Annotated in this window: 22 protein-coding genes; 7 read left to right on the top strand and 15 right to left on the bottom strand. The window is 35.3% G+C overall.

Going from position 1 to position 22,140, the window contains the following annotated elements; all coding sequences use genetic code 11:
- Positions 1-716: 716 nt before the first annotated feature.
- The 12 genes from C8N37_RS16600 to C8N37_RS16545 form a co-directional block, all read right to left on the bottom strand.
- A complete protein-coding gene (locus tag C8N37_RS16600; protein WP_108159958.1) occupies positions 717-1,307 on the bottom strand; it encodes a hypothetical protein in 591 nt (196 codons plus the stop codon).
- Positions 1,294-1,788, bottom strand: a complete 495-nt coding sequence (locus C8N37_RS16595) for an RNA polymerase sigma factor (protein WP_108159957.1) — start codon at positions 1,786-1,788, stop codon at positions 1,294-1,296. The genes C8N37_RS16600 and C8N37_RS16595 overlap by 14 nt, the downstream gene beginning before the upstream one ends.
- Before the next feature lie 944 nt (positions 1,789-2,732).
- The gene (locus C8N37_RS16590; protein ID WP_108159956.1) at positions 2,733-3,659 is read right to left on the bottom strand and encodes a hypothetical protein; all 927 of its coding nucleotides are present in this window, start codon (positions 3,657-3,659) and stop codon (positions 2,733-2,735) included.
- A 680-nt stretch (positions 3,660-4,339) separates the two neighbouring features.
- Entirely contained in the window at positions 4,340-5,038 is a 699-nt protein-coding gene (locus tag C8N37_RS16585; protein WP_108159955.1) for an SDR family NAD(P)-dependent oxidoreductase, read from the bottom strand.
- Between the two features lie 60 nt (positions 5,039-5,098).
- Complete coding sequence (locus C8N37_RS16580) at positions 5,099-5,380, bottom strand: TIGR03643 family protein (RefSeq protein ID WP_108159954.1); 282 nt, start codon at positions 5,378-5,380, stop codon at positions 5,099-5,101.
- A complete protein-coding gene (locus tag C8N37_RS16575) occupies positions 5,380-6,858 on the bottom strand; it encodes a cryptochrome/photolyase family protein (protein ID WP_108159953.1) in 1,479 nt (492 codons plus the stop codon). Before C8N37_RS16575 ends, C8N37_RS16580 begins: the two co-directional genes overlap by 1 nt.
- Positions 6,849-8,147, bottom strand: coding sequence for a DASH family cryptochrome (locus C8N37_RS16570; RefSeq protein WP_108159952.1), 1,299 nt, complete (start codon positions 8,145-8,147; stop codon positions 6,849-6,851). The genes C8N37_RS16575 and C8N37_RS16570 overlap by 10 nt, the downstream gene beginning before the upstream one ends.
- Positions 8,099-8,254, bottom strand: a complete 156-nt coding sequence (locus tag C8N37_RS16565; protein WP_108159951.1) for a DUF2256 domain-containing protein — start codon at positions 8,252-8,254, stop codon at positions 8,099-8,101. The genes C8N37_RS16570 and C8N37_RS16565 overlap by 49 nt, the downstream gene beginning before the upstream one ends.
- 4 nt (positions 8,255-8,258) lie before the next feature.
- Positions 8,259-9,578, bottom strand: coding sequence for an ABC1 kinase family protein (locus tag C8N37_RS16560; RefSeq protein ID WP_108159950.1), 1,320 nt, complete (start codon positions 9,576-9,578; stop codon positions 8,259-8,261).
- Between the two features lie 85 nt (positions 9,579-9,663).
- Positions 9,664-10,323: a heat-shock protein gene (locus C8N37_RS16555; protein WP_108159949.1), complete on the bottom strand. Its 660-nt coding sequence runs from the start codon at positions 10,321-10,323 to the stop codon at positions 9,664-9,666.
- A gap of 416 nt (positions 10,324-10,739) precedes the next feature.
- Positions 10,740-11,762, bottom strand: a complete 1,023-nt coding sequence (locus C8N37_RS16550; RefSeq protein ID WP_108159948.1) for an LLM class flavin-dependent oxidoreductase — start codon at positions 11,760-11,762, stop codon at positions 10,740-10,742.
- 15 nt (positions 11,763-11,777) lie between these two features.
- Positions 11,778-13,799 carry a BCCT family transporter gene (locus C8N37_RS16545; RefSeq protein WP_108159947.1) on the bottom strand — a complete coding sequence of 674 codons (2,022 nt, stop codon included), beginning with the start codon at positions 13,797-13,799 and terminating at the stop codon, positions 11,778-11,780.
- A 359-nt stretch (positions 13,800-14,158) separates the two neighbouring features.
- Between C8N37_RS16545 and C8N37_RS16540 the strand changes: the two genes are divergently transcribed.
- Both C8N37_RS16540 and C8N37_RS16535 read left to right on the top strand, forming a co-directional pair.
- Positions 14,159-14,539 (top strand): hypothetical protein, encoded by a 381-nt coding sequence (locus C8N37_RS16540; RefSeq protein WP_146171093.1) that lies wholly within the window; start codon positions 14,159-14,161, stop codon positions 14,537-14,539.
- A 170-nt stretch (positions 14,540-14,709) separates the two neighbouring features.
- Positions 14,710-15,576, top strand: a complete 867-nt coding sequence (locus tag C8N37_RS16535; RefSeq protein WP_108159945.1) for a cation diffusion facilitator family transporter — start codon at positions 14,710-14,712, stop codon at positions 15,574-15,576.
- 161 nt (positions 15,577-15,737) lie between these two features.
- Here C8N37_RS16535 and C8N37_RS16530 read toward each other — a convergent pair whose 3' ends face one another.
- Positions 15,738-15,959: a hypothetical protein gene (locus tag C8N37_RS16530; RefSeq protein WP_108159944.1), complete on the bottom strand. Its 222-nt coding sequence runs from the start codon at positions 15,957-15,959 to the stop codon at positions 15,738-15,740.
- A 194-nt stretch (positions 15,960-16,153) separates the two neighbouring features.
- Between C8N37_RS16530 and C8N37_RS16525 the strand changes: the two genes are divergently transcribed.
- The 5 genes from C8N37_RS16525 (at position 16,154) to C8N37_RS16505 (ending at position 20,027) form a co-directional block, all read left to right on the top strand.
- Positions 16,154-16,480 (top strand): ArsR/SmtB family transcription factor, encoded by a 327-nt coding sequence (locus C8N37_RS16525; protein WP_108159943.1) that lies wholly within the window; start codon positions 16,154-16,156, stop codon positions 16,478-16,480.
- A gap of 77 nt (positions 16,481-16,557) precedes the next feature.
- Positions 16,558-17,016, top strand: coding sequence for a DUF6428 family protein (locus C8N37_RS16520; RefSeq protein WP_108159942.1), 459 nt, complete (start codon positions 16,558-16,560; stop codon positions 17,014-17,016).
- An 11-nt stretch (positions 17,017-17,027) separates the two neighbouring features.
- Positions 17,028-17,639 (top strand): low molecular weight phosphatase family protein, encoded by a 612-nt coding sequence (locus C8N37_RS16515; protein ID WP_108159941.1) that lies wholly within the window; start codon positions 17,028-17,030, stop codon positions 17,637-17,639.
- A 2-nt stretch (positions 17,640-17,641) separates the two neighbouring features.
- Positions 17,642-18,679, top strand: a complete 1,038-nt coding sequence (gene arsB, locus C8N37_RS16510; RefSeq protein ID WP_108159940.1) for an ACR3 family arsenite efflux transporter — start codon at positions 17,642-17,644, stop codon at positions 18,677-18,679.
- A 172-nt stretch (positions 18,680-18,851) separates the two neighbouring features.
- A complete protein-coding gene (locus tag C8N37_RS16505; RefSeq protein ID WP_108159939.1) occupies positions 18,852-20,027 on the top strand; it encodes a BaiN/RdsA family NAD(P)/FAD-dependent oxidoreductase in 1,176 nt (391 codons plus the stop codon).
- On the opposite strand, the gene C8N37_RS16500 is transcribed toward C8N37_RS16505, so the two are convergent.
- Together C8N37_RS16500 and kdsA are read right to left on the bottom strand one after the other, a co-directional pair.
- Complete coding sequence (locus C8N37_RS16500) at positions 20,017-21,105, bottom strand: SGNH/GDSL hydrolase family protein (protein ID WP_108159938.1); 1,089 nt, start codon at positions 21,103-21,105, stop codon at positions 20,017-20,019. The genes C8N37_RS16505 and C8N37_RS16500 overlap by 11 nt on opposite strands.
- Positions 21,106-21,324: 219 nt before the next feature.
- Entirely contained in the window at positions 21,325-22,140 is an 816-nt protein-coding gene (gene kdsA / locus C8N37_RS16495; RefSeq protein ID WP_108159937.1) for a 3-deoxy-8-phosphooctulonate synthase, read from the bottom strand.

Below are 22,140 nucleotides of genomic sequence, written 5' to 3'. Positions count from 1 at the left end.
ATATAAAATGACTATAACATAACTATCTAAAAATTTCTTTAGTAAATATATTACAATTATATATACAAAAGAAATAATTTTACATTAAACTATTTTATTTGTTATTTATTGTTGAAAATCAGATGTTTTTGATTGAATCTTAACTGCTGGTCATAGCGATTTCAATCTTGTTAAGTTGGCATTCCTACGCTTTTATGATAGATATCATAATATAGCAGATATGAAAAGCTGAAAGAGCCAAAGGAAAGACGATAAAAAGCCGACGTCTAAAAGGTTCTTTAAAATAAATTGCACCAGCAATAAGGCAAATTCCTATTGACTAAGTTACTAGTGGATCTACTGGAAGAAAAATATGCTTACACTACGATTGATATTGAAAAAGGTCTGAATAGAACAAGAAGTATTTACCGATCATTTAAATATTCTAGCCGGGCTAAAGCAGTGTTAACCAGAGTAAGTATCACTTAATTTCACTTATTTTTACGCTTAAAAATTCTGCGTTTCTAGCGGGTAGTGTCTGCTTTTATAAGCTTTCCGTTTAAGTCCCATATCATAGACTTGGTCTTTAATTTTAGCTTTCATCAATTTGTCTTAAGAACGGTCGAATAAGACATTCAAAAGTACATGGGGTTTCCAGCCCACATGCCGCAAAAGACTACGGCATAAACCCGATATCGCAGCAAAACCTATCTTTTATGGTGAAAATTTCTGTTAGATCATATTAAATCTTTTTCAATAGTTTCCAGAGAATCGATAATCTTCAATATCTTTTGGTTCTGCTTTCTGATTTGTCTCGGTCTTAGGAAAAACCACACAATTGCCAACCATAAGAAAGTTAATCCATAAGCTAAAAATGCTGCCATTGTTGACATGTATAAAGCAAATTCATAAAAATAAAAGGCAAAGCCAGCAGAAAGCAAAATGTAATAGATACTAATCCCTTTCGCCTGCATATAAAGTCGCTGACGCTGTAGTTTTTTCAAAGAAGAAAGGTATTCCTGATTACTGATCGATGGATTTATTTTCCTGATCACGTTGATATTTTGAAAAAATAAGTAGATATAAAATGCCAGCGCAATAAGAATTAAGATGATTCCCAAACTGGTTGTAACCATTTTGAAATTAATGACATTCCAAATGAAAATAATGCCAAAAGCGGTAGCCATCAGCCATAACATCAGAAGAAGTGTACCGCTTAATTGTTTTTTTCTGTATTTTTCCGCAGTAGCTTTTATTTCCTGAATGTTAGGAATATCTGCATTTTTATTGTTCCAAATATCTTGAAAATTGATATTATCTGTTTGCATAATTCTTAAATTTTAAGGTTAATTTTTCTTTGATTCTGTGTATTTTGACTCTGACATTGGCTGGCGAAATTCCTACGACTTCAGCAATTTCAGCCTGTTTCATTTCTTCCAGTTCCAGAGAGATGATGATCCTTTCCAATTCAGGTAATTCTGAGATGCATTGGTAAAGAAAATCGGTCATTTTATCCTGTTCCAGGTTGTTATCTTTTTCAGAATTGTCTTTGATCTCATCAGAGAGCTCGCTTTTCGGCATTCTCTTTTCGATATTCATCTGTCTTAAACAGATATTAGTAGCAATTCTATAAATCCAAGTTCCGACTGATGCTTCCTGCCTGAATTTTGGCAATTGCTGAAAAACAGCCACAAATGTTTCCTGACAAAGATCTTTTGCCACATCATGATCATTCACATAACCCATACAAACTCGAAATATTCTCTTCCAGTACTCGTGGTATATCTCTTCGAAATTTAAAACCTGCATTGCTGTTTTTAGAATTTAGAGCATAAGAAACAGAAAATGTTACACATTTAAATAAAAAAGCGCCTGAAATTTCATAACGCTTTGATTTTCTTACAAGTATATCTTATTTTTTCTGGGATCAGCTTACTGCATATGCTGCGCTGAATTTCCAAGCTTTTTTCTTTGATATGAAGCATCATAGTTCGAGTTTGCAAATAAGCCACAGAAGCATTGCAGATGGGATATTTTTAATCCGACGTTCTCAGTTCGCTTTTTTACGTCATATATTTTCCAAAATATTTATTCAGAGCTTCTTCATTATATTTATTTTCTCCACCCCAGTATTCAACAAAAGTCCAATTATTAATCTCTATTTAGTCTGTCATAAGAAACTGGTTTAAGAATATCAATACAAGCTAAAATTTCAATTAGGATTTTTCGCTCGTCTTTCGTTGAATTCAAAGCAGTATATAAGTTTTTTCTAATGCACTTTGATAATCGTTGGGTTTAGTAATCTCCTGCTCTTCAACAAAATTTGAAAATCCAGGTAAAGAATAGATTTTCATATCTAAATACCGCCCCTTCTTATACGCATTTGAAAAAGAATTCATTTAATCTTTCAACCTTAAAGTCATAAAATAGCTTTATAATTTTATTTCTAATGTCAAGTTTTTGCGTTGAGTTGTAAATATTTGTCAAGTATTTTGAATGGACAACATGAATTGATTTTTAGTCTAAAACCAATAAAGCCTTGCGAAAGTCAGGATGACTTTCGTTGATTTTTTCAGTTGTTAATATTTCAGGAAAGACGTTTGTCATAATTGTCTTGTAAATATTGCTTTTAACGTTTCGAGACTTTGATTAATGGCGGATTTCATAGACGAAACTTTCCGTTTTGCACTAAAGTATTATTGAAAAACTGAACTTGAAATTAACACTAAACCTGCCATGAAGCAAAGCTGATGTTAGCGGTAGTTTTTTTTAATCTCGTCTACACTTCTATTGAATTTGTCAAAAACAATTTGCTCACTTTCTTTTTTGCTTGGCTTCCAATTTTCAATAGTTGTATTTACATTCTTGCTCTGATACGTGTGGCGTGAAACTATAGTGCCTTTCATAGGGTCTGTAAAATCAAGATCAACTTTTGATTTTAGATATTTCTCAACTATTTTTGGTATTTCCCAAAAGTTCTTTGTTTCTACTTTTATGTCGATTATTTTACTTTGAGAGTCTTTAGGAAACAACTTATTCAGCCACCATTGTTTTTTGTACTTTGCATAAATAGGAATAGTATTCAAATAAAGTTTATAACCTTCATAATATTCGGTAAAATCACTACTAACAACATAATTATAATAAATAATCGCCTCAATAGATTGCCAACTTATAAAACAATTTTTATCAAATAATGGCATTTCAATAGTAATTCCGTTATCATCATAAAATATTTTTTCTTGTCTTTGTTCTTGCTCGATTTGTCTTTGTCGTTTTTCGGAAATTGAAAATCCAAAAACGAAACCATAGATTAAAATTAACGGTATTATTACAAATATGGCAATAGTAACCCAGCCATATAAAGGTACATTTTGAGGAAATTTAATCGCAAAGTAAAATGCAACAAAACCAATTAATGAAAATATAGAAAGTGGTAAAATAAAAAAGATAAATTTGTTATTTTTTACAATGATTTTTTTCATCATTATTGCATAAAACCATCTTGAAATACTTTCCTTAAAAACAGCAAATAGTCCAACTGCAACAAAAATTGAAGGAATTAAATATAAAACTGATAATTTATACTCACTTTTAATATCATAAAAGATAATTGATAAGCCAATGATTATAATCAAAATTCCAACTACTTTCGAAAGTGTTTTTTCATTTAGATTCATACTAACTTATTCATAAAGGATATTTGTTTTGAATATTTGTTCGTCTTTTCCGTTTTTGCTTTAGATCTGTAAAATTACCGCTAACGGCAGCCTGTGAAAAAATCGCTGTTATTATATCAAAAATAGCTAAAATACTTCAATAGTAAGGGATGCAATTTGTCTATTTAATGATATAACACATTACTGGGATGGCACGCAATCAAATGTTTTTCACGAGTTTGGATCAGACTATTTCGGATGATCATGTAGTTCGTTTCATTGATGTTGTTGTTTAAAATATAAAATTTGCTATTACTTTTGCAACCCTAATTGAAGACGAGATACATGTAGGTATCTTGTACAGTAATTACATGGAAGTATCTTAACGTATTGCTCCTATTAAATGATCCAGAATTCGTCTTTAGCTTTACCAGGCTATCCATAGATAAAGATTTAAGTATAGAACTACTTTAGGATCTGTTAATCAGATTATTGCTAGAGGTGACATTCCAAAGTAACCCAAGGTAATGAGCAAAAAGACGAAAGTAGATTATTTATACCATAACATGGACAACCAAAGTTGAAATTGAGCAGGAATTAGAACTTTTAAATTGAAACTTCACATCAAATTCTTCCATTTGATAGAGCAAGTCTATAAATGAGTCGGTTTGCATAATTTTTTTTGGTAAAAAAATAAATGATTACAATTTGATGTTGCTCATCCCCCCGTCAATTCCGATGATCTGTCCTGTAATCCAAGCTGAATTTTCTAAAAGTAAAAACTTGACCATTTCTGCGATTTCGTCTCCATTTCCAATTCTTTGCAGCGGATGTCTTTTTTCCGAAGCCTCCCGCTTTTCAGGTGTTGAAAGGAGTTGTGAAGCAAGCTTTGTGTCCGTTAAAGAAGGTGCGATTGCATTAACCCTAATTTTCTGAGCAGACAATTCTGCCGCCAGACTTTTAGTCAAACCTTCCACAGCACTTTTACTGGCCGAAATCGAGGCGTGAAAAGGCATACCCATCTTAGCAGCCACAGAACTGAATAATACAACCGAAGCACTATCAGATTTTTTTAAATTGGGTAATAATTTCTGAATCGTTTTCACCGCACCCAAAACATTGACTTCAAAATCATTTTTAAAATCATCAACTGAAAGTCTGCTAAATGGTTTCAAATTAATACTTCCTGGCGCATAAACCAATCCGTCAATCACATCAGGGAAATTAATCTCGCCCAAATTTCCGGAGAGAATATCCATGGGATGAAACTCCATATTCAAATTCCGAACTTCAGGATTTTCAGTTCGTGAAATTCCAATCACATGATGATTTTCTGATAATATTTTTGCAGTGGCAAATCCAATTCCTTGTCCGCAACCAATGATAACTATATTTTTCATATCCGAATATTTTATTAATATTAAATTTTACTCCTCCTAAGTTTAAGGGAAACAAAACTTTCAGCGTTTCGAAATTTTATTATGACTGATTGTTCGTTGTCTTGTACATTTAAACCTCTCTATTTCAGGATTTCTTTTCATCAGATGTTTCTTGCTTACACTCGAATTCACTCTTTTTCTCCAAACTCTGAAACTAGATGGTTTTAATGCCCTTCTCATCACTTCAATCACCTCCGATTCAGTAATTCCAAACTGAAATTCTATCGCTTCAAAAGACGTTCGGTCTTCCCAAGCCATCTCGATAATGCGGTCCGTTTGTATTAAATCAAATTCTTTCGTCATTATGTTAGATTTTTAATCGTCTGTTTTGCTATTTCAAGATGCTTGGCTTTTTTCTCATCTTCCATTTTATCCAATGTGAGCCTTAACATCATGCCAAGCCTCGGGTTTGTCTCAAAAAATCGGTTATCATTCACAAAATTCCAGAAAAGACCATCCCATTTATCTGTCCAGTCTCCGTCCATATAATCGCTCATTTTTTTGATATAGTTGCTTCCGCTGATGTACGGTTTCGTGCTCATTTTTCCGCCATCCGAAAAACTGCTCATCCCATAGACATTCGGCACCATCACCCAGTCGTAAGAATCAATAAATAATTCCATAAACCATTGATAAACATCATCAGGATCGATTTTAAGGAGATTCATCAAGTTGGCAAAAATCATCAGTCGCTCGATGTGATGGGCATATCCCGTTTCTAAAACTTTTAAAATTGTGTTGTCTACCGGTTTTATTTCTGTCGTTCCAGTATAAAAAGACTGGGGAAGCGTGTTGTGATGTTTCCAATAATTTTTGTTACGCTGATAAGTTCCCTGATACAAATAAATTCCCCTCACAAACTCTCTCCAGCCGAGAATCTGACGTACAAAACCTTCCAAAGAATTGATCGGGATTTTATGTTCTTCAGCGTGATCGATTGCTTTTTTCAAAACACGATCCGCAGTCAAAAGTCCAATATTAAGCAAAGGCGAAAGCACGCTATGATGCAAAAAATGTTCACCACCCACGATACTATCTTCATACACGCCAAAATCAGCAAATCGAAATTCAAGAAACTGATTCAACCAATTTTCTGCTTGCTCAAAAGTAACAGGATACAGTTGATATGAACTTAAATTGCCATAGTGATCACTGAAATTTTGATTAGTATATATTTTAGCTTCCTCAAAATATGTGCTGTTTTCAGGAAAATTAATGACCGGCGCTTTTTTATTTTTAGGATATCTTTTTCTGTTTTCCGTATCAAAAGTCCATTTTTCACCAATAGGCTTGCCATCTTTCATCAGAATATTTCGAAAAACGCGCTGCTGCTTGTAAAAATCGGTCTGATGATAGGATTTTCTATTCTCAAAATATACCTTAAGATCTTCCCGAGTATTTATGAATAAAGGACTCTCAAGAACTTCCAGTTCCAATTTGGATTCCCTAATTCTTTTTTCAAGCCAATTGTCACAAACATCAGTAATGCGGATTTTCTCAAATTTTCCTTTTTCTAAATATTTAATCAAATTTTGGACATCAGAAAGTGGCGACGTACTTTCAATATATTCAACCTTAAATTTTTTTGTGATTAAATAATCCTCATAAAACTTCATACTCGCTCTATGCAAGGCAATTTTCTGTTTGTGAAATTTGTATTGATTAAAAAACAGAAACTCTTCCACCAAGAAAATTGGTTGATTTTTGTCCAGATAATCTGTGTTTTTAAAGAGCTGATGCGGAAATATCAATTGAGCCGTCGATGATTTTACTATAGCCATAAATTTCTGAATTTGTGGTTCGTATCGTACTGTTCTGCCTGTTTTTCAGCATGGAAAATTCTACTTCTTGGGTCATTTCCAACACCTGCGAGATACATCCAATTTCCATAATTGCTATGAACATCATAGTCGATCAGCATTTCTTCAAAATATGCGGCTCCAATTCTCCACTCCTGTTTAAGAATTTTGCAAAAGTAGGAAGCTACATTTTGGCGTCCGCGATTGCTCATCCAACCTGTATGTTTAATTTCCTCCATATTGGCATTGATAAAATCAGAATTTGTTCCACCATTTACCCATTGATTGATTAAATTTTGAGCAAATTTAAATTCCTCATCTCTTTCTAAAATTCCAACTTTAAGGAATATTTTATCCCGAAATTGCATTGAAGTATATTTAAAAAAGTCACGCCAAAGTAACTCAAAAACAAGCCAATAGGTTGATTCATTATTTCCAAATTTCGCTTCATACTTCTTGATTTCGTGGAAAATAGATACAGCAGATAAACTTCCGTTCGCCAACCATGCAGAAAATTTGCTACTGTAATCTTCACCGATTAAACCGTTTCTTGTTTCTTTATAACGACTGAGATTTTTAGTTTCAAAAAAGTAAGCATTCAATCGTTGCATAGCTGCTGTTTCTCCACCCAAAAATGGAAAAGCCGTAGATTGATGCATTTCAAAATCATCGAAACCTAACGTTTTTAATGTGACGTCATCGCTCTTTATTTTCAAATATAAATCCGGTTTTCTGTTCACTAACTGTTCGCATTCAAATTCATTTCTAATTTTAAAATCTTTCTCAATTTTTTGTCTGAAAGTTGTAAACAGTAAAGGAATTTCATCTAATTTCTCCGCTACAAAATTAGGTTGCAGCAACAGTTGGGAATAAGATTTCACCCATTTTACATAAGGTAAAATAGATGTAATTTGCTTTTCAAACGCGACTTCTTCTTGAGTCCATTCACTTTGACAGAATATTTTTTCAATCTCAAAGTATTCCGAAATTTGATTAAAAATATCTTGAGTTTGCCCAAATTTTTTAAGAAACGGTATATTTTTTTGATTTAAATTATTGTTCAAATCCGAAACTGTTTCCAACAAAAATTGAGCTCTGAATTGTCCAATTTTCTTGAAACCAAATTGTGTCGAACTGAAAAAAGTTTCGTCAAAAATATACACGGCAAGAAAAGGCAAATCTTCCTGCATGACGTTGAAAAGTGACTCATTGTCTCTAATTCTTAAATCGTTGCCGAACCAGAGAAGGTTGATTTTTTGTTTTTCCGGCATTTTTCACTGCAATATTTTACGTCGTCCCAATTTTTTTTCCATTTTTTCCGCCAATTGAAGCGCAATCCACAGACTTCACAAATCTTTGAAGGTAAGTTAGCAGGCATTATATTAGATGAAATTTTGATATTGATTGATGACTATATTTTGGGCTTTCAAATCGTGCATCATGTTATACAAACCAAAAAATGTTCGGTTCAGATAAATAAAATGTTTCGAACCTCTGTTGGTGTTCATCCCTTTCATATTGCTCAGTTTCGCATACCGCTGACCTAAATCAGCAATTTCCTGAAAGAAAGTTTCATCAGAAAAATCAAAATTCACCGTATTGAAAGGCCTTGTAAATAATTCCAGCAATTCGTAAAATAATTTGGTAAAAAATTCCAGTTCCTTTGTAGAGTCATTGTCACTCAAGATCTCCAACTGGTATAATTTTTCTTTAAAAAATTCAGGATTATCCAAATTCTCTCGTTTTGCCAATTCAAAATAAGGTCTGTAAAAGTCATTCGGAATTTCCTTAATGCAACCAAAGTCAATCACAAGCAATTTTTTATCTGCCGAAACCAAAAAATTACCTGGATGCGGGTCGGCATGCACCTGCCTCAGAACATGCATTTGGTACATATAAAAATCCCAAAGCGTCTGTCCAATTTTGTTCAGATCATCCTGAGAGTTATCTTGTTTTGTAAACTCTGAGAAATGCTTTCCTTCCATCCAATCCATCGTGATGATTCTTTCGCAAGAGAATTCTGGATAATATTTAGGAAAATCGAGATTCGGAAGATGAGCACATTTTTCTGAAATTTCCTGACTCCTTTTGAGTTCCAAATCATAATCTGTCTCCTCAAACAATTTATTTTCCACTTCCTGAAAATACGATTCCGAACCTTCTTTTTTAATATTAAACATCTTCATCGCAATCGGCTTTACCATTTTCAGATCGCTTGAAATACTTTCTCTCACGCCAGGATATTGAATTTTGATAGCAAAATTTTGCCCATCTTTCTTCGCTTTATGAACTTGTCCGATGCTTGCCGCATTAACAGATTCATCAGTAAATTCATCAAATAGTTCTTCCGGATTTTTTCCAAAATATTTTCTAAAAGTTTTTTTCACCAAAGCTCCGGAAAGCGGCGGAACAGAAAATTGCGATAAAGAAAATTTCTCAACATAGGCTTGAGGAAGAATATTTTTTTCCATACTCAGCATCTGGGCAACTTTCAAAGCAGAACCTTTCAATTCTTTTAGAGAATCGTAAATATCAGTCGCATTATCTTCATTTAAAGTTTTTCGAGCTTCATCCTCATCTTTATCTCTTGTAATTTTATTTCCGTAATATTTGATGTAATTAACGCCAACTTTGGCGCCTGCTTTCAGCAAACTACTCGTTCTTTCTAACTTTCCTGTCGGTATTTTATGGAGTGTTTTCATTATTAAAATTTCATAGCTAATAGACTTAAAGAATTTCCATTATTTAGATTGGAAAACATTAGGATTTTTAATTCAGATTTGTCCTTTAACTTTTTCTGAATTTTTCTTTGAATAAAAACTTCCCGAGGTCGACTACCTTTCGCAAAGGCTCATTGTCCATCAGTTCAAATCCTGTATCAATTGTTTTTTCAATGAAAACATCTGTTTTTTCAAATGCTGGAGAGGTATCTTTTTTCCAAAACTCGATGGCAGAAACAAAATGAATCCAAAATGCCTCTTCTCTAGCTTTTTCGTGGAAATTTTTCACATCATCTTTTGCTTCTTTAATTATGCTCCAATCGTTAAAATCAAGCGTTTTGATAAAATGCCGATGCGTTTCTTTGAGTTGATTTGAAATTTTTGCGAAATGCAATTTATCATTTCCCAAAATCATCAAAACCGACGAACGGTTCATCGTCATATTTTCAAAAAAGATAAAATAAACGTTCAAAAGCTTTTCTTTTGAGGACATCTTATCCGAAATATGATCTTCAGACGCCAATGCTACAGACTTATCAAAAAGATTGACCAACATTGATTTTTCAATCTGCTCAAAACTTGAAAAATAATCGTAGAAGTCTTTTTCTTCAAACTCATTGTCCTTTGCGAAACGGTATATATTTTTTGGTCTTTCGCCGTGATTCAAGATGTACTCTCCGTACAAGTCAAATATTTTATCTGCGGTAATTAGATTTTCCTTTTCCATTTTTGTATGTATATTCTTACAAAACACAATTTAGTAATAAATTACACCAAACTAATAAAATAAAGTATAATTTTACACTATATCAATCATCCAAAAATGAGTCCTGTTAAAAATATAGGTTCAATCTAATGTATCACGGATTTTGGAATAATTACGGTCTACATATTTTATGGAATTACTAGAGCCCACATTTGGTCTGGGTTAGTTAAAAACAGAATATAATGCCTTTTTAAATGTACATTTCTATTCCGAGTGTATTAAAGGAGAAGTTTTTCATTCTAGAAAATGTGAATTCGGACAATAACTGGATGTCGCAATAAAATTTATATTGCTAACACCTCAATCTTAAAACATTTCCATTTTAGTATCTTTCTGATTGATATTACTAGAGCACCTTTAAGAGGGCTCTAGTAATATCAACGCCAACCTAATTCGGGGGCGATATATTTTAAAATAGTTGAAAGTACATGTACATTATATTCAACGCCTAAGGTATTAGGAATGGTGAGTAATAAGGTATCGGCTTCTTTTATAGCCTCGTCCTGAGAAAGTTCCGCAATTAACTTTTGAGGTTCAGCGGCATAGCTTTTACCAAAGACAGCCCGCCTATCCTGCTCAATATAACCAAAGCTATCTGTCCCCCTTCCTTCATGTCCAAAGTAAGACCGGTCTTGATCATTGATTAGCGCAAAAATAGATCGACTCACAGCTACTCTTGGTTCACGTTGATGTCCTGCCTTTTTCCAAGCTTCTTTATACAGCCTAATTTGTTCTGCTTGCTGGATATGGAATGGTTTTCCATTCTCGTCATACTTAAGGGTAGAACTTTGTAGGTTCATACCATGCTCCGCTGCCCATACTGCTGTCGCATTAGATGCTGCCCCCCACCAGATCCTGTCCCGCAATCCTGCAGAATAGGGCTCTAATCGTAATAAACCTGGAGGATTAGGAAACATTGGATTGGGATTTGGCATAGCAAATCCTACACCGTTCAATCTTTCTAAAAACTCCATGGATTTTTTACGTCCCATATCAGCATCAGTCTCTCCTTCTTCGGTCCCATAGCCAAAATAACGCCATCCGTCAATTACCTGCTCAGGAGAACCTCTGCTTATACCAAGCTGCAGCCGTCCCTCTGAGATCAGATCAGCGGCACCAGCATCTTCTACCATATACATTGGGTTTTCATACCTCATATCGATCACCCCGGTCCCAATCTCTATTTGTTTCGTCTTAGCACCGATAGCAACAAGCAAGGGGAACGGCGAAGCCAGTTGCTGAGCAAAATGATGTACCCTAAAGTACGCTCCATCAAGTCCTATTTCTTCTGCTGCTACCGAGAGATCAATAGACTGAAGCAGAGTGTCGCTGGCTGTCCGTGCCTGATAAGATGGATGATTGGCCCAATGTCCAAATGATAAAAATCCTATTTTCTTCATACTAGCTTATCGTTTTTAATTTTCTTGAGTATTATTCTCGATGCTAATGAACATTTCGTTAGACTCTTCAGCGATTATTTTAAGAAAACGGTCATAGTGTTTAAGTACATCACTGATTAATTCATTTTTGGTAAAATACTGCACATCGTATCCTTCACGTGAATCACCAAAATATGTTTTAGGAAAATAAGTCACCTTGCCATCCAGATCAGGTAAATTGTCATCATCCACCATATATTCAGAGACAATCCTTTTTTGACCCATCACGCCATAGACAAAATTGTTGACAATGTCGTGATGGATTTCTAAATTAATCTTTAAAGTATCCGGCATATAATTGATCTCAACAGTAATTCCGTTTAGTGCAAATTCATCCTTTAATTCAGTGAAAGCAGGCAGTACCTGATCTTGTATGAAAGTTTTTACGGACTTTTCTGTCTTAAAAGAAATAATTTGCTTCAGCCTTTGCTTCCAGAATTCGCCAGACCACGGGATTGTTGAAACAGACAATCCTTTTTCGTAGTAACGATAGTCGATGACAAGAGCCTTCATCAATGACACCACAAATAAGATCATAATGATAGCAAACGGCAAAGCAGTGATAAGAGTCATTGTTTGCAGCGCCTCTAGTCCTCCAGCATTCAGTAACATTAACGACAATACGGCTAAAAGTATGCCCCAGAATACGATTTGAAGTTTAGGAGATTTACTGGAGTTTTTTGAAGATATACTGTCCATCACCAGCATTCCTGAATCCGCGGAGGTGACAAAAAATATCATAATAATGGAAATGACCGTAAAAGCTAAAATATTGGAAAGTGGCAGATACTCCAAAAATCTAAACATCAGAGCATCCGGATCAGAAACCAAGGCACTTAGTGCGCCGTTTGCGATATTAAAGTCAATCCAGATTGCACTGTTGCCAAAAACCGACATCCAGATAAAATTGAATAGTGTTGGAATAATCAAAACTGCTGCAATAAACTCACGGATACTGCGTCCCTTAGAAATTTTTGCAATAAAAAGCCCAACAAAAGGTGACCAAGAAATCCACCATGCCCAATACAGAATGGTCCAGTTATAAAACCAAGGGAGTGTTTTATCCTCGTACACATGCGTATTGAAAGTAAGATCAAAAAAATTATTGATATAATTACCCAGTCCATTGGTAAAACTTCCGATAAGATAAACGGTCGGCCCTAGAATCAACACAAATAAAAGGAGAATAATAACTGCAACAACATTGATATTACTTAAGATCTTAATTCCTTTATTAACGCCAGAAACTGCAGATAAAACAGCAAACGATACCAAAACAACAACAATTAATATCTGATAAATAAACCCCGTTTGCGGCAAAATATTAAGAGTCTCCAGTCCTGAATTTATTTGAACAACTCCAAATCCCAAGGTTGTTGTAATACCAAAAAAAGTGCTACATAGCGCAAATATATCAATGACATTTCCCCACTTGCCTTTGATTCTGTCTTTCAATAAAGGATATAAACAGCTGCGAAGCGATAATGGAAGTCGGTATCGGTAAGTAAAGTAAGCTAAACACAGACCCACAAGACCATAAATTGCCCAAGCATGAATTCCCCAGTGGAAAAATGTATAAAGTTGTGCATTTTTTGCCCTGCTTATAACATGACTTTCAGAAAAAGCATCCGTAGAATAATGCTGCATCGGTTCTGCCACACTAAAATACATCAAACCTATTCCCATACCGGCAGCAAAAAGCATAGAAATCCATGAAAAAAAAGAATGTTCGGGTCTGCTGTCATTTGTGCCCAGTCTAATTTTCCCATACTTACTAAACATCAGAAATATCAGAAAAATCACAAATACCGTAACACACCATACGTATACCCAGTTGAGGTTAACAAAAATAAAATTTTTAATTTCATCCAAAACTTCCTTGATCTCAACAGGAAACAGGACCGAGAAAAGACATATTCCTATTATAAATATCAAGCTGGGTATAGTGACACCTTTATCGAATGTAAATTTGAGCTTTGTTTGTTTGGGTGAATTCATAAAGAAAGAGAATTGTTACAATACTTTCAAATATACAGTTTTTACAATAGGCCGTATTATAATTGAATTTTTATTTAATTAATGTCGCAGTATAGTATCATTCAACCTTTTATAGAAAAAATTTTACCACTGTACAAGAAATTAATTATTGTCCTCGGGGATGTTATCGAATAATGATTACATGTATGTTACGATAAATAGACAATGGCAGAATAGTCTGCTATCATTAATAATACCTCAATGAGATTTAAAAGTGTGTGGCAGACAAAACAAAACCCAACTGGTAGTTGGGTTTTGTTTTATGGCTTTATTGCATTCAGCAGTTTTAAAACAGGACAAAAACCATTACATTTGTCCACGTGAAAAATCTTTCAATCATATTAATATTGTCTCTTTATTTATTCTCTACGACAGAATTAATTCAGTTATTGAAGATGCCTATCTTGATTTCACATTGCCTTGAGCATCAAAAAAATAACAGCAAACTAACGATAGGACAGTTTTTGTTCGATCATTATAATAAGCACGATCAAGATGGTGATGCAGATACCGATCAGAAACTTCCCTTTATTAAGCATGCTAATTCTTTGAATATAACAGCCATCTACTGTCAAGTTTCCACCCAGCTACCACAGCTGATGTCAACTATTTTCTTCGAAAAAAAGGCATTTTTTCATGATGATCAAGACCGCATCAGTACGTACATCAATCATATTTGGCAACCACCAAAGCTCCTATAATCATTTTTTTAAAATCTGATACCTTACCTACATCGAGTTGGATAATGTTGATTAGCATCATCCTATTTGATGAACCCCTTTAATATTATGCATGTGTTATTATATCGCGATGCAGTTAAAGGATCGTATTTTTATATAGAATTTTAATGTGACAATAAAAGAGCAGTAACATGTCAAATGAACAAACAGCTATAAAAGCAACATATTTTAGTATAATAGGAAATTTTTTACTTGCCGTTCTGAAATGGCTAGCGGGTTATTTTGGTAATTCATATGCCCTTATTGCTGACGCAATAGAATCCACCGCAGATATTTTCTCTTCTTTCTTGGTACTACTTGGATTAAAATATGCCAAGAGACCTGCCGATGAAAACCATCCCTATGGCCATGGTCGTATTGAACCTCTGGTTACATTTGCAGTTGTCGGATTCTTAATTATTTCAGCCACTGTTATTGCTTATGAAAGTATTCAAAATATTGGTACACCACACGAATTGCCTAAACCTTGGACGCTCATCGTTTTACTTACGATCATCATATGGAAGGAAGTATCCTATCGTATTGTCATAAAAAAGAGCAAAGAGACGGGTAGCTCCTCGCTCAAAGCTGATGCTTGGCACCATAGAAGTGATGCGATAACTTCTATAGCTGCTTTTATTGGGATCTCTATTGCCTTGATTTTAGGAAAAGGTTATGAAAGTGCCGATGACTTTGCTGCACTTTTTGCATCTGGGTTTATACTGTACAATTGTTATCTAATTTTTAGACCAGCATTAGCGGAAATTATGGATGAAAACCTTTACGAAGAACTAATCGCAGATATTCGCATGCATTCTTTGAAAGTCGAAGGAATTTTAGATACAGAAAAATGTTTCGTTCGAAAATCAGGCACAAAACATCTGGTCGATCTACATGCCATTGTTAATGGTGATATAACAGTTAAAGAAGGACATATCTTGGCGCATAATTTGCAGGCATATCTCCAAAAAGAAATGCCGCAACTGGGAAATATTCTGATCCATATAGAACCCCATTAATCGTTAATATCCTTCATAAATGGGCCAAAGTGATCTTTCATGATCGATCACCCTCAAATTCTTCAAAAGGGTACATTCCTGTGCACTTATTGTCATGTTAATAGAAAAAAGGCTATCCTGAATGGATAGCCATAAAAGGTACTCGTCTTCCAAATATTCCCCTACAAATTTATCAATCTAGCCACCTCTTCCGCCGATTCAGTAACGTCAAATGACATCGTACCATGTGTGGTAGAAACGATACAGAAAATAGTCGTAAAGGGTCTTCCCTGATAATCATTTTGAACAAAATGAACGATATTTTCTGCTATAAAAAAGATTGGTCTCTCTACTACCTCATCACCTTTTTTAACCCGCTGAGTTAATTTAATTGATTTAGCCATATTAAGTATTATTGATTACATTAAATATACTAAAATCATATTTTTATTCCAATCAATCACCCGTTTATAATTACTTTAAGTTTACGAGCATATGCTCCTATCATGCACCAGCAATGTCTACATTAAAAAAAATTAAAAGAAATGAATAATATAAATAATTAATCGTAATATTGCGATATACAAATAACATCCATATGGGAATCACCAGAGCTGATCTTTTTACAGCCGAACAAAATCATATCGCGAACATCATTAAAGCACTCGGACATCCAGCACGTATTGCCATTATCGAATACTTATTAAAAGTAAATGTATGTATCTGTAGTGATATCGTAGAGGAACTACCATTAGCGCAGTCAACCATATCTCAGCATCTCAAAGAGTTGAAAAATGCAGGACTCATAAAAGGAAATATAGAAGGAACCTCTATATGTTATTGTATTGATGAAAAAACCTTTGGATTTTTAAAAAATTACTTTGGTGGTATAATGGTCAATACCCAAAATCAGAAATGCTGTTAATACTGTATTTCATCTTGTAGCATAAATTTTTTTAAACATATATATCGTAATATAGCGATATACAGATCATATAGCATATGAAATTATCAGACATCAAAAAAATCCTACCAACATTAGAAAATGTGGTCTTCCAACTAGCAGATGGTACAGCTGTTCCAGCACATGTTCATGTCACCGAAGTCGGGCAAATCAATAAAAATTTCATCGATTGTGGAGGCACCATTCGAGTAGAAAATACTGTAAATTTTCAATTGTGGAATGCCGACGATTACGAGCATCGCTTGAAACCAGATAAATTGTTACATATTATTCAATTATCAGATGAAAAACTGCAGATCGGCGATTATGAAATCGAAGTAGAATATCAACGTGATACCATTGGAAAATACAGCTTAGATTTCGATGGAAAAAACTTGATACTCATCAATAAAACCACCGCCTGCCTAGCGTTAGAGTCTTGTGGTATTCCATTACAACCATTACATGTGGTAGCATCTACCAACAATTCCTGTACACCTGGCTCTGGCTGCTGCTAATCAGTAAAAATATGAATCCAAAATTAGACATCACGATCAAAAGCATCGTACGTACAGCAATCAATCACGAGCGTAAAGTTATTTTACAGCCCTTGATTGATTTTATCCAACTGAAGGTGAATCAAGGTGCAGACGTCAATTTAAACTTTATCTGTACGCACAATTCGAGACGAAGTCACCTTTGTCAGATCTGGTCGCAATTAGCTGCTTTGTACTATCAAATTCCAAAAACATATTGTTATTCTGGAGGTACAGAAGCAACTGCACTATTTCCAAAAGTAGTAGAAATACTGAAAGAAGAAGGCATGCAAATCGATATGATCGCTGACACTGCCAATCCCATATATGCAATCAAATTTGATCAAAATGCAGCACCTCTAATTGGCTTCTCTAAGCAGTATGATAACAACTTCAACCCACAATCCCATTTTGCTGCGATTATGACCTGCTCACAGGCAGATCAGGGCTGTCCTTATATCCCTGCTGCTGAAAAAAGAATTTCAGTCACATTTAAAGATCCCAAAATAGCTGATGGTACCGAGCAGCAAGAGGAAGTGTACAGAGCACGAAGTTTAGAAATTGCCTCACAAATGTTTTATGTATGCTCTCAAATTAAAAAATAAGTATGGAGACCAAACTAAAATTTCTTGATCGATTTTTGACTTTATGGATATTTTTAGCCATGTTGCTCGGTGTATCGCTTGGTTATTTTTATCCCCAAGTACCTGATATCTTCAACACGCTCACAGTAGGAAGTACCAATATTCCCTTAGCCATAGGGTTAATACTCATGATGTATCCGCCATTGGCAAAAGTCGACTACTCCCTATTACCTCAGGCATTTTCGGACAAAAAAGCAATAACAATTTCACTTGTACTCAACTGGATCATCGGTCCCATATTGATGTTCGGATTAGCGATCATCTTCCTGCGAGATCAACCCGACTATATGGTCGGACTGATTTTAATCGGGCTAGCCCGATGTATAGCCATGGTGATCGTATGGAATGATCTCGCCAAAGGAAATCGAGAATATGGAGCGCTATTGATCGCATTGAATAGTATTTTCCAAGTATTTTCCTATAGTTTTTTAGTTTGGCTCTTTATCAATAAGCTACCCGCTAGCTTAGGTATAGCGCAATTTAATGTGTCGGTATCCATAAGAGATGTGACTGAAAGTGTCCTCATTTATCTGGGCATCCCCTTTTTACTTGGCTTCCTCAGTCGATATATCTTGATCAGCACAAAAGGTAAGGACTGGTTCAATCGAAAATATATCCCTGCTATCTCCCCGATCACGCTTTATGCGCTATTATTTACCATTGTACTCATGTTCAGTTTAAAAGGAGATCAAATTGTCAGGTTACCGCTAGACGTTGTTAAAATAGCAATTCCACTGATACTGTATTTTGTACTCATGTTTTTTACAAGTTTCTTTATCAGCAAATCACAAAATATCCCCTATGACAAGAATGCTTCGATTGCGTTTACAGCTACGGGTAATAATTTTGAACTGGCGATTGCAGTTGCTATAGCCGTATTTGGAATCCATTCTCCCCAAGCTTTTGTGGGCGTTATCGGGCCTTTGATAGAAGTCCCCGTTTTAATTCTTCTGGTAAGAACTAGTTTATGGCTAAAAAAGAAATATTATCCTTTAAAGTAGAGTACCCATAAAACACTAAAAAGAGTCTTTAATTAAAATTGCAGAAATTACACACCTACAATAAAAGATGATGACTGACCAAGGTTAGTACATCATCTTCCCTATTCATGCGGTCAATGATTTTGATCCTGCCTACGCTATTCATGATCTTAAATGCTTATTTTTGCAGCAAATGAACGAAGATCCTATTATCATCATTGGTGCAGGTCCTGCAGGATTAATGGCAGCACATCAACTAGCAAAAAAAGGCTACAAAGTGCATATTTACGAGAAAAATAAAGCTGCAGCAAGGAAATTCTTAGTTGCAGGACATGGTGGCTTTAATCTCACACATAGCGAACCGATCGCATCCTTCGTAGAAAAATATGATGCCAAACAGATCCAGCATATCGTTCAATCATTTGACAACAGTCATACCGTTGCGTGGCTAGCCGAGATCGGCATTTCCACGTATGTAGGAAGTTCAGGAAAAATATTCCCCGAAAAAGATATCAAGCCGATACAGGTATTGCAAGCATGGTTAGACCAGCTCAAGCAACTGGGCGTTATGATACATTATGAACATAATTTCATTGATTTCGATCGGCACTCGGTGACCTTAAATCACAACAACGAACCGATCCATAAGCCTTATCAAAAACTGATATTAGCATTAGGAGGAGGCTCTTGGAAAAAAACGGGATCGGACGCAGCATGGATATCCCTATTAGAAAATAAAAACATCACGATAAAACCCCTGCAAGCTGCCAACTCTGGATACAATACAACGGATGATTATGCTAATTTAGAGGGACAGGTCTTAAAAAACATTGAAATTTCCTTTCAAAATACAAAGAAATTAGGAGAAATGGTATTTACAAAATATGGTATAGAGGGTAGCCCTTTATATTATATGAACCGGTACACCAGAACTTTCCATTTTCCGTTAAACCTTCATATTGATCTTAAACCAAACTTGACTAAAGATGCTATTGTCAAGCAGCTTCAATCTGGCGGCCAGGTCAGCACCATACTCAAGACCAAGCTCAGATTATCAGCAACAGCAACGGCCCTTTTAAAACGCCTCGATAAACACACCTTTACCAATCCCGAAGCTTTAGCTGACGCGATAAAACATTATCCCATTCAAGTGTCTGGATTAAGACCGATTGATGAAGTTATTTCCACAGCTGGAGGCATACCTTTTAAAGAACTTCGTGAAAATCTTGCACTCCATCAGTTTCCTAACGTGTACTGCGCAGGCGAGATGATCGATTGGGAAGCGCCTACAGGAGGATACCTCTTGCAGGCATGCTTTAGCACAGGAGCATGGATCGCTTCATCTATAGATAAGCGAGCTACTTCTTAAGTATTTTGGCAATCAGCTTTTGGTACGCATCAGCTATTTTAAGCATGCCAATATCATTCGGATGTGCATAATCAACTGTTGAATTTATATCCAATCCAATTTCCTTATTGGTTAACAAATATAAATTCTTATCCCCAGATGCGGCTACACGACCAACAAATGCATAGGCAACCGCACTGCTTTTGCGGTATTCTTCATTTTTATCTAAATTAAAAATAGCCTTGTTAAATCCAGAACTATGCTCCGTAATGATAATAGGAGTTTTGGGATGTCTTTTCCTAATTTCATCAACTGCATTCGTCAACAAAGAATCCAGTTGATGAGCGGTTCTATCTTTTGTTAATGCTAGATTCGGGATACAATCTAAGATATACACAGCTGCATCGACTTGATTGATATGGTTGATAATCGGCTGCTCCAAACGGCCATTTCCCGAAAAAGCAACATTGACGATGGGACTTGGAACCGCTCTTCCCAACATATTACTCCATGCCAGACCTGGTCTTGTAGCACAGGCACCTTGTGCGATTGAAGTACCATAAATCACGATAGGTTTGCCCTCTTCCACTTCAAACTTAAAGTTTTTATCGTTTTCTACCCCTATTTCCAACCATTCAACAGTATTGTACAAGGGTAGGTATAACCGATAAGTAAAATGAGCATTTTCACCTAATTTCTGATAGGTATAAGTAACAGTATCTGCAAAATTATAGTTCCCAAATGCCCAATTCCAGTTTCCTTTGTCATCTTTTGCATAAAGATCTACGCCGCTCACCCCAGTAGTTGGCATATGGGGCATATCCAACGAACCACTGACTTTATAACGAATCGTAATCGCTGAAGCATCAGTCTTAAAATCAACATATAAACCAGCACTATTGGTCCCGAGGCTCCAAACCGGTGATCGAACCTGACTTTTTAACTGATCTGGCAATCGATAATAATTTGCTAATTCTTCCGTAGCTATACGTCCTTGGATCGCCTTATTTTTAAGAGGGTCATTCCACTTAAGCTGTTGTGCAGATGAGCTGAAAGCAATAAAAAGTCCTAAAAAAGACAAAAATAAGTTTAACTTCATAATTTAGATTGAGAATCAAATCTAACTATTATTAAGACAAATCAAAAAAACAAATCACTAGAGTTATGCAAAAAATAATTGGAATGGATATCGAGTTGCAGAAAACACCTAGTCAAGTACAGAAACAAAAAATCCTTACTTGAAATAGTCAAGCAAGGATAATTACCGTCAAATTTTTATGTCATCCTATTCTAGGACGCTACACTATGATCATTCGTGTTAAAGAATAGCTTGTCTTACACGAACTAATTTTTCCATTAAATCTTCCAGATAATCTAAGTGCAGCATATTGGCACCATCTGATTTGGCTTGCGCAGGATTTGGATGCGTTTCAATAAACAAGCCATCAGCACCTACAGCGATTGCAGCTTTAGCAATCGTTTCGATCAATTCGGGCTTACCTCCTGTCACTCCAGAAGTTTGATTTGGTTGCTGTAAAGAGTGCGTACAATCCATGATTGTAGGTACACCAAAACCACGCATTTCAGGAATACCTCTGAAATCAACAATTAAATCTTGGTATCCAAATGTATTACCACGATCAGTCAACATCACATTTTTATTGCCCGAGTCTATCACTTTATCAACAGCAAATTTCATCGAAGCTGCATTTAAAAATTGTCCCTTCTTTATATTCACCACTTTACCCGTTTCAGCCGCAGCTACAAGCAATTCCGTCTGACGACATAAAAAAGCTGGAATTTGCAAAACATCAACATAAGCTGCTGCCAATGCGGCTTCGTGACTTTCATGGATATCGGTCACTGTAGGTACTCCAAATGTTTTACCCACCTTCTCTAAAATACGCAATGCTTTCTCATCGCCGATACCCGTAAAAGAATCTACACGAGATCGGTTTGCTTTACGATAAGAACCTTTAAATATATAAGGAATATGTAAGCGATCAGTAATGGTAACGATTTTCTCCGCGATACGTAAAGCAATTTCTTCTCCTTCTATCGCACATGGCCCTGCCATTAAAAAGAAATTCGTAGAATCTCCATTTTTAATTTGAGGTAGTACTGTATTTATCAT

Origin of the sequence: Sphingobacterium faecium, from assembly GCF_003054045.1 — a bacterium.
Taxonomy (GTDB): domain Bacteria; phylum Bacteroidota; class Bacteroidia; order Sphingobacteriales; family Sphingobacteriaceae; genus Sphingobacterium; species Sphingobacterium faecium.
Note: the sequence above shows the minus strand (reverse complement) of the source record. Positions and strands in the feature narration are given on the sequence as shown.

What these genes read in the sequence shown, in the direction of transcription:
- C8N37_RS16600 (WP_108159958.1), bottom strand. Translation starts at nt 1,307, where the DNA reads ATGCAAACAGATAATATCAATTTTCAAGATATTTGGAACAATAAAAAT.
- C8N37_RS16595 (WP_108159957.1), bottom strand. Translation starts at nt 1,788, where the DNA reads ATGCAGGTTTTAAATTTCGAAGAGATATACCACGAGTACTGGAAGAGA.
- C8N37_RS16590 (WP_108159956.1), bottom strand. Translation starts at nt 3,659, where the DNA reads ATGAATCTAAATGAAAAAACACTTTCGAAAGTAGTTGGAATTTTGATT.
- C8N37_RS16585 (WP_108159955.1), bottom strand. Translation starts at nt 5,038, where the DNA reads ATGAAAAATATAGTTATCATTGGTTGCGGACAAGGAATTGGATTTGCC.
- C8N37_RS16580 (WP_108159954.1), bottom strand. Translation starts at nt 5,380, where the DNA reads ATGACGAAAGAATTTGATTTAATACAAACGGACCGCATTATCGAGATG.
- C8N37_RS16575 (WP_108159953.1), bottom strand. Translation starts at nt 6,858, where the DNA reads ATGGCTATAGTAAAATCATCGACGGCTCAATTGATATTTCCGCATCAG.
- C8N37_RS16570 (WP_108159952.1), bottom strand. Translation starts at nt 8,147, where the DNA reads ATGCCGGAAAAACAAAAAATCAACCTTCTCTGGTTCGGCAACGATTTA.
- C8N37_RS16565 (WP_108159951.1), bottom strand. Translation starts at nt 8,254, where the DNA reads ATGCCTGCTAACTTACCTTCAAAGATTTGTGAAGTCTGTGGATTGCGC.
- C8N37_RS16560 (WP_108159950.1), bottom strand. Translation starts at nt 9,578, where the DNA reads ATGAAAACACTCCATAAAATACCGACAGGAAAGTTAGAAAGAACGAGT.
- C8N37_RS16555 (WP_108159949.1), bottom strand. Translation starts at nt 10,323, where the DNA reads ATGGAAAAGGAAAATCTAATTACCGCAGATAAAATATTTGACTTGTAC.
- C8N37_RS16550 (WP_108159948.1), bottom strand. Translation starts at nt 11,762, where the DNA reads ATGAAGAAAATAGGATTTTTATCATTTGGACATTGGGCCAATCATCCA.
- C8N37_RS16545 (WP_108159947.1), bottom strand. Translation starts at nt 13,799, where the DNA reads ATGAATTCACCCAAACAAACAAAGCTCAAATTTACATTCGATAAAGGT.
- C8N37_RS16535 (WP_108159945.1), top strand. Translation starts at nt 14,710, where the DNA reads ATGTCAAATGAACAAACAGCTATAAAAGCAACATATTTTAGTATAATA.
- C8N37_RS16530 (WP_108159944.1), bottom strand. Translation starts at nt 15,959, where the DNA reads ATGGCTAAATCAATTAAATTAACTCAGCGGGTTAAAAAAGGTGATGAG.
- C8N37_RS16525 (WP_108159943.1), top strand. Translation starts at nt 16,154, where the DNA reads ATGGGAATCACCAGAGCTGATCTTTTTACAGCCGAACAAAATCATATC.
- C8N37_RS16520 (WP_108159942.1), top strand. Translation starts at nt 16,558, where the DNA reads ATGAAATTATCAGACATCAAAAAAATCCTACCAACATTAGAAAATGTG.
- C8N37_RS16515 (WP_108159941.1), top strand. Translation starts at nt 17,028, where the DNA reads ATGAATCCAAAATTAGACATCACGATCAAAAGCATCGTACGTACAGCA.
- arsB (WP_108159940.1), top strand. Translation starts at nt 17,642, where the DNA reads ATGGAGACCAAACTAAAATTTCTTGATCGATTTTTGACTTTATGGATA.
- C8N37_RS16505 (WP_108159939.1), top strand. Translation starts at nt 18,852, where the DNA reads ATGAACGAAGATCCTATTATCATCATTGGTGCAGGTCCTGCAGGATTA.
- C8N37_RS16500 (WP_108159938.1), bottom strand. Translation starts at nt 21,105, where the DNA reads ATGAAGTTAAACTTATTTTTGTCTTTTTTAGGACTTTTTATTGCTTTC.
- kdsA (WP_108159937.1), bottom strand. Translation starts at nt 22,140, where the DNA reads ATGATAAATACAGTACTACCTCAAATTAAAAATGGAGATTCTACGAAT.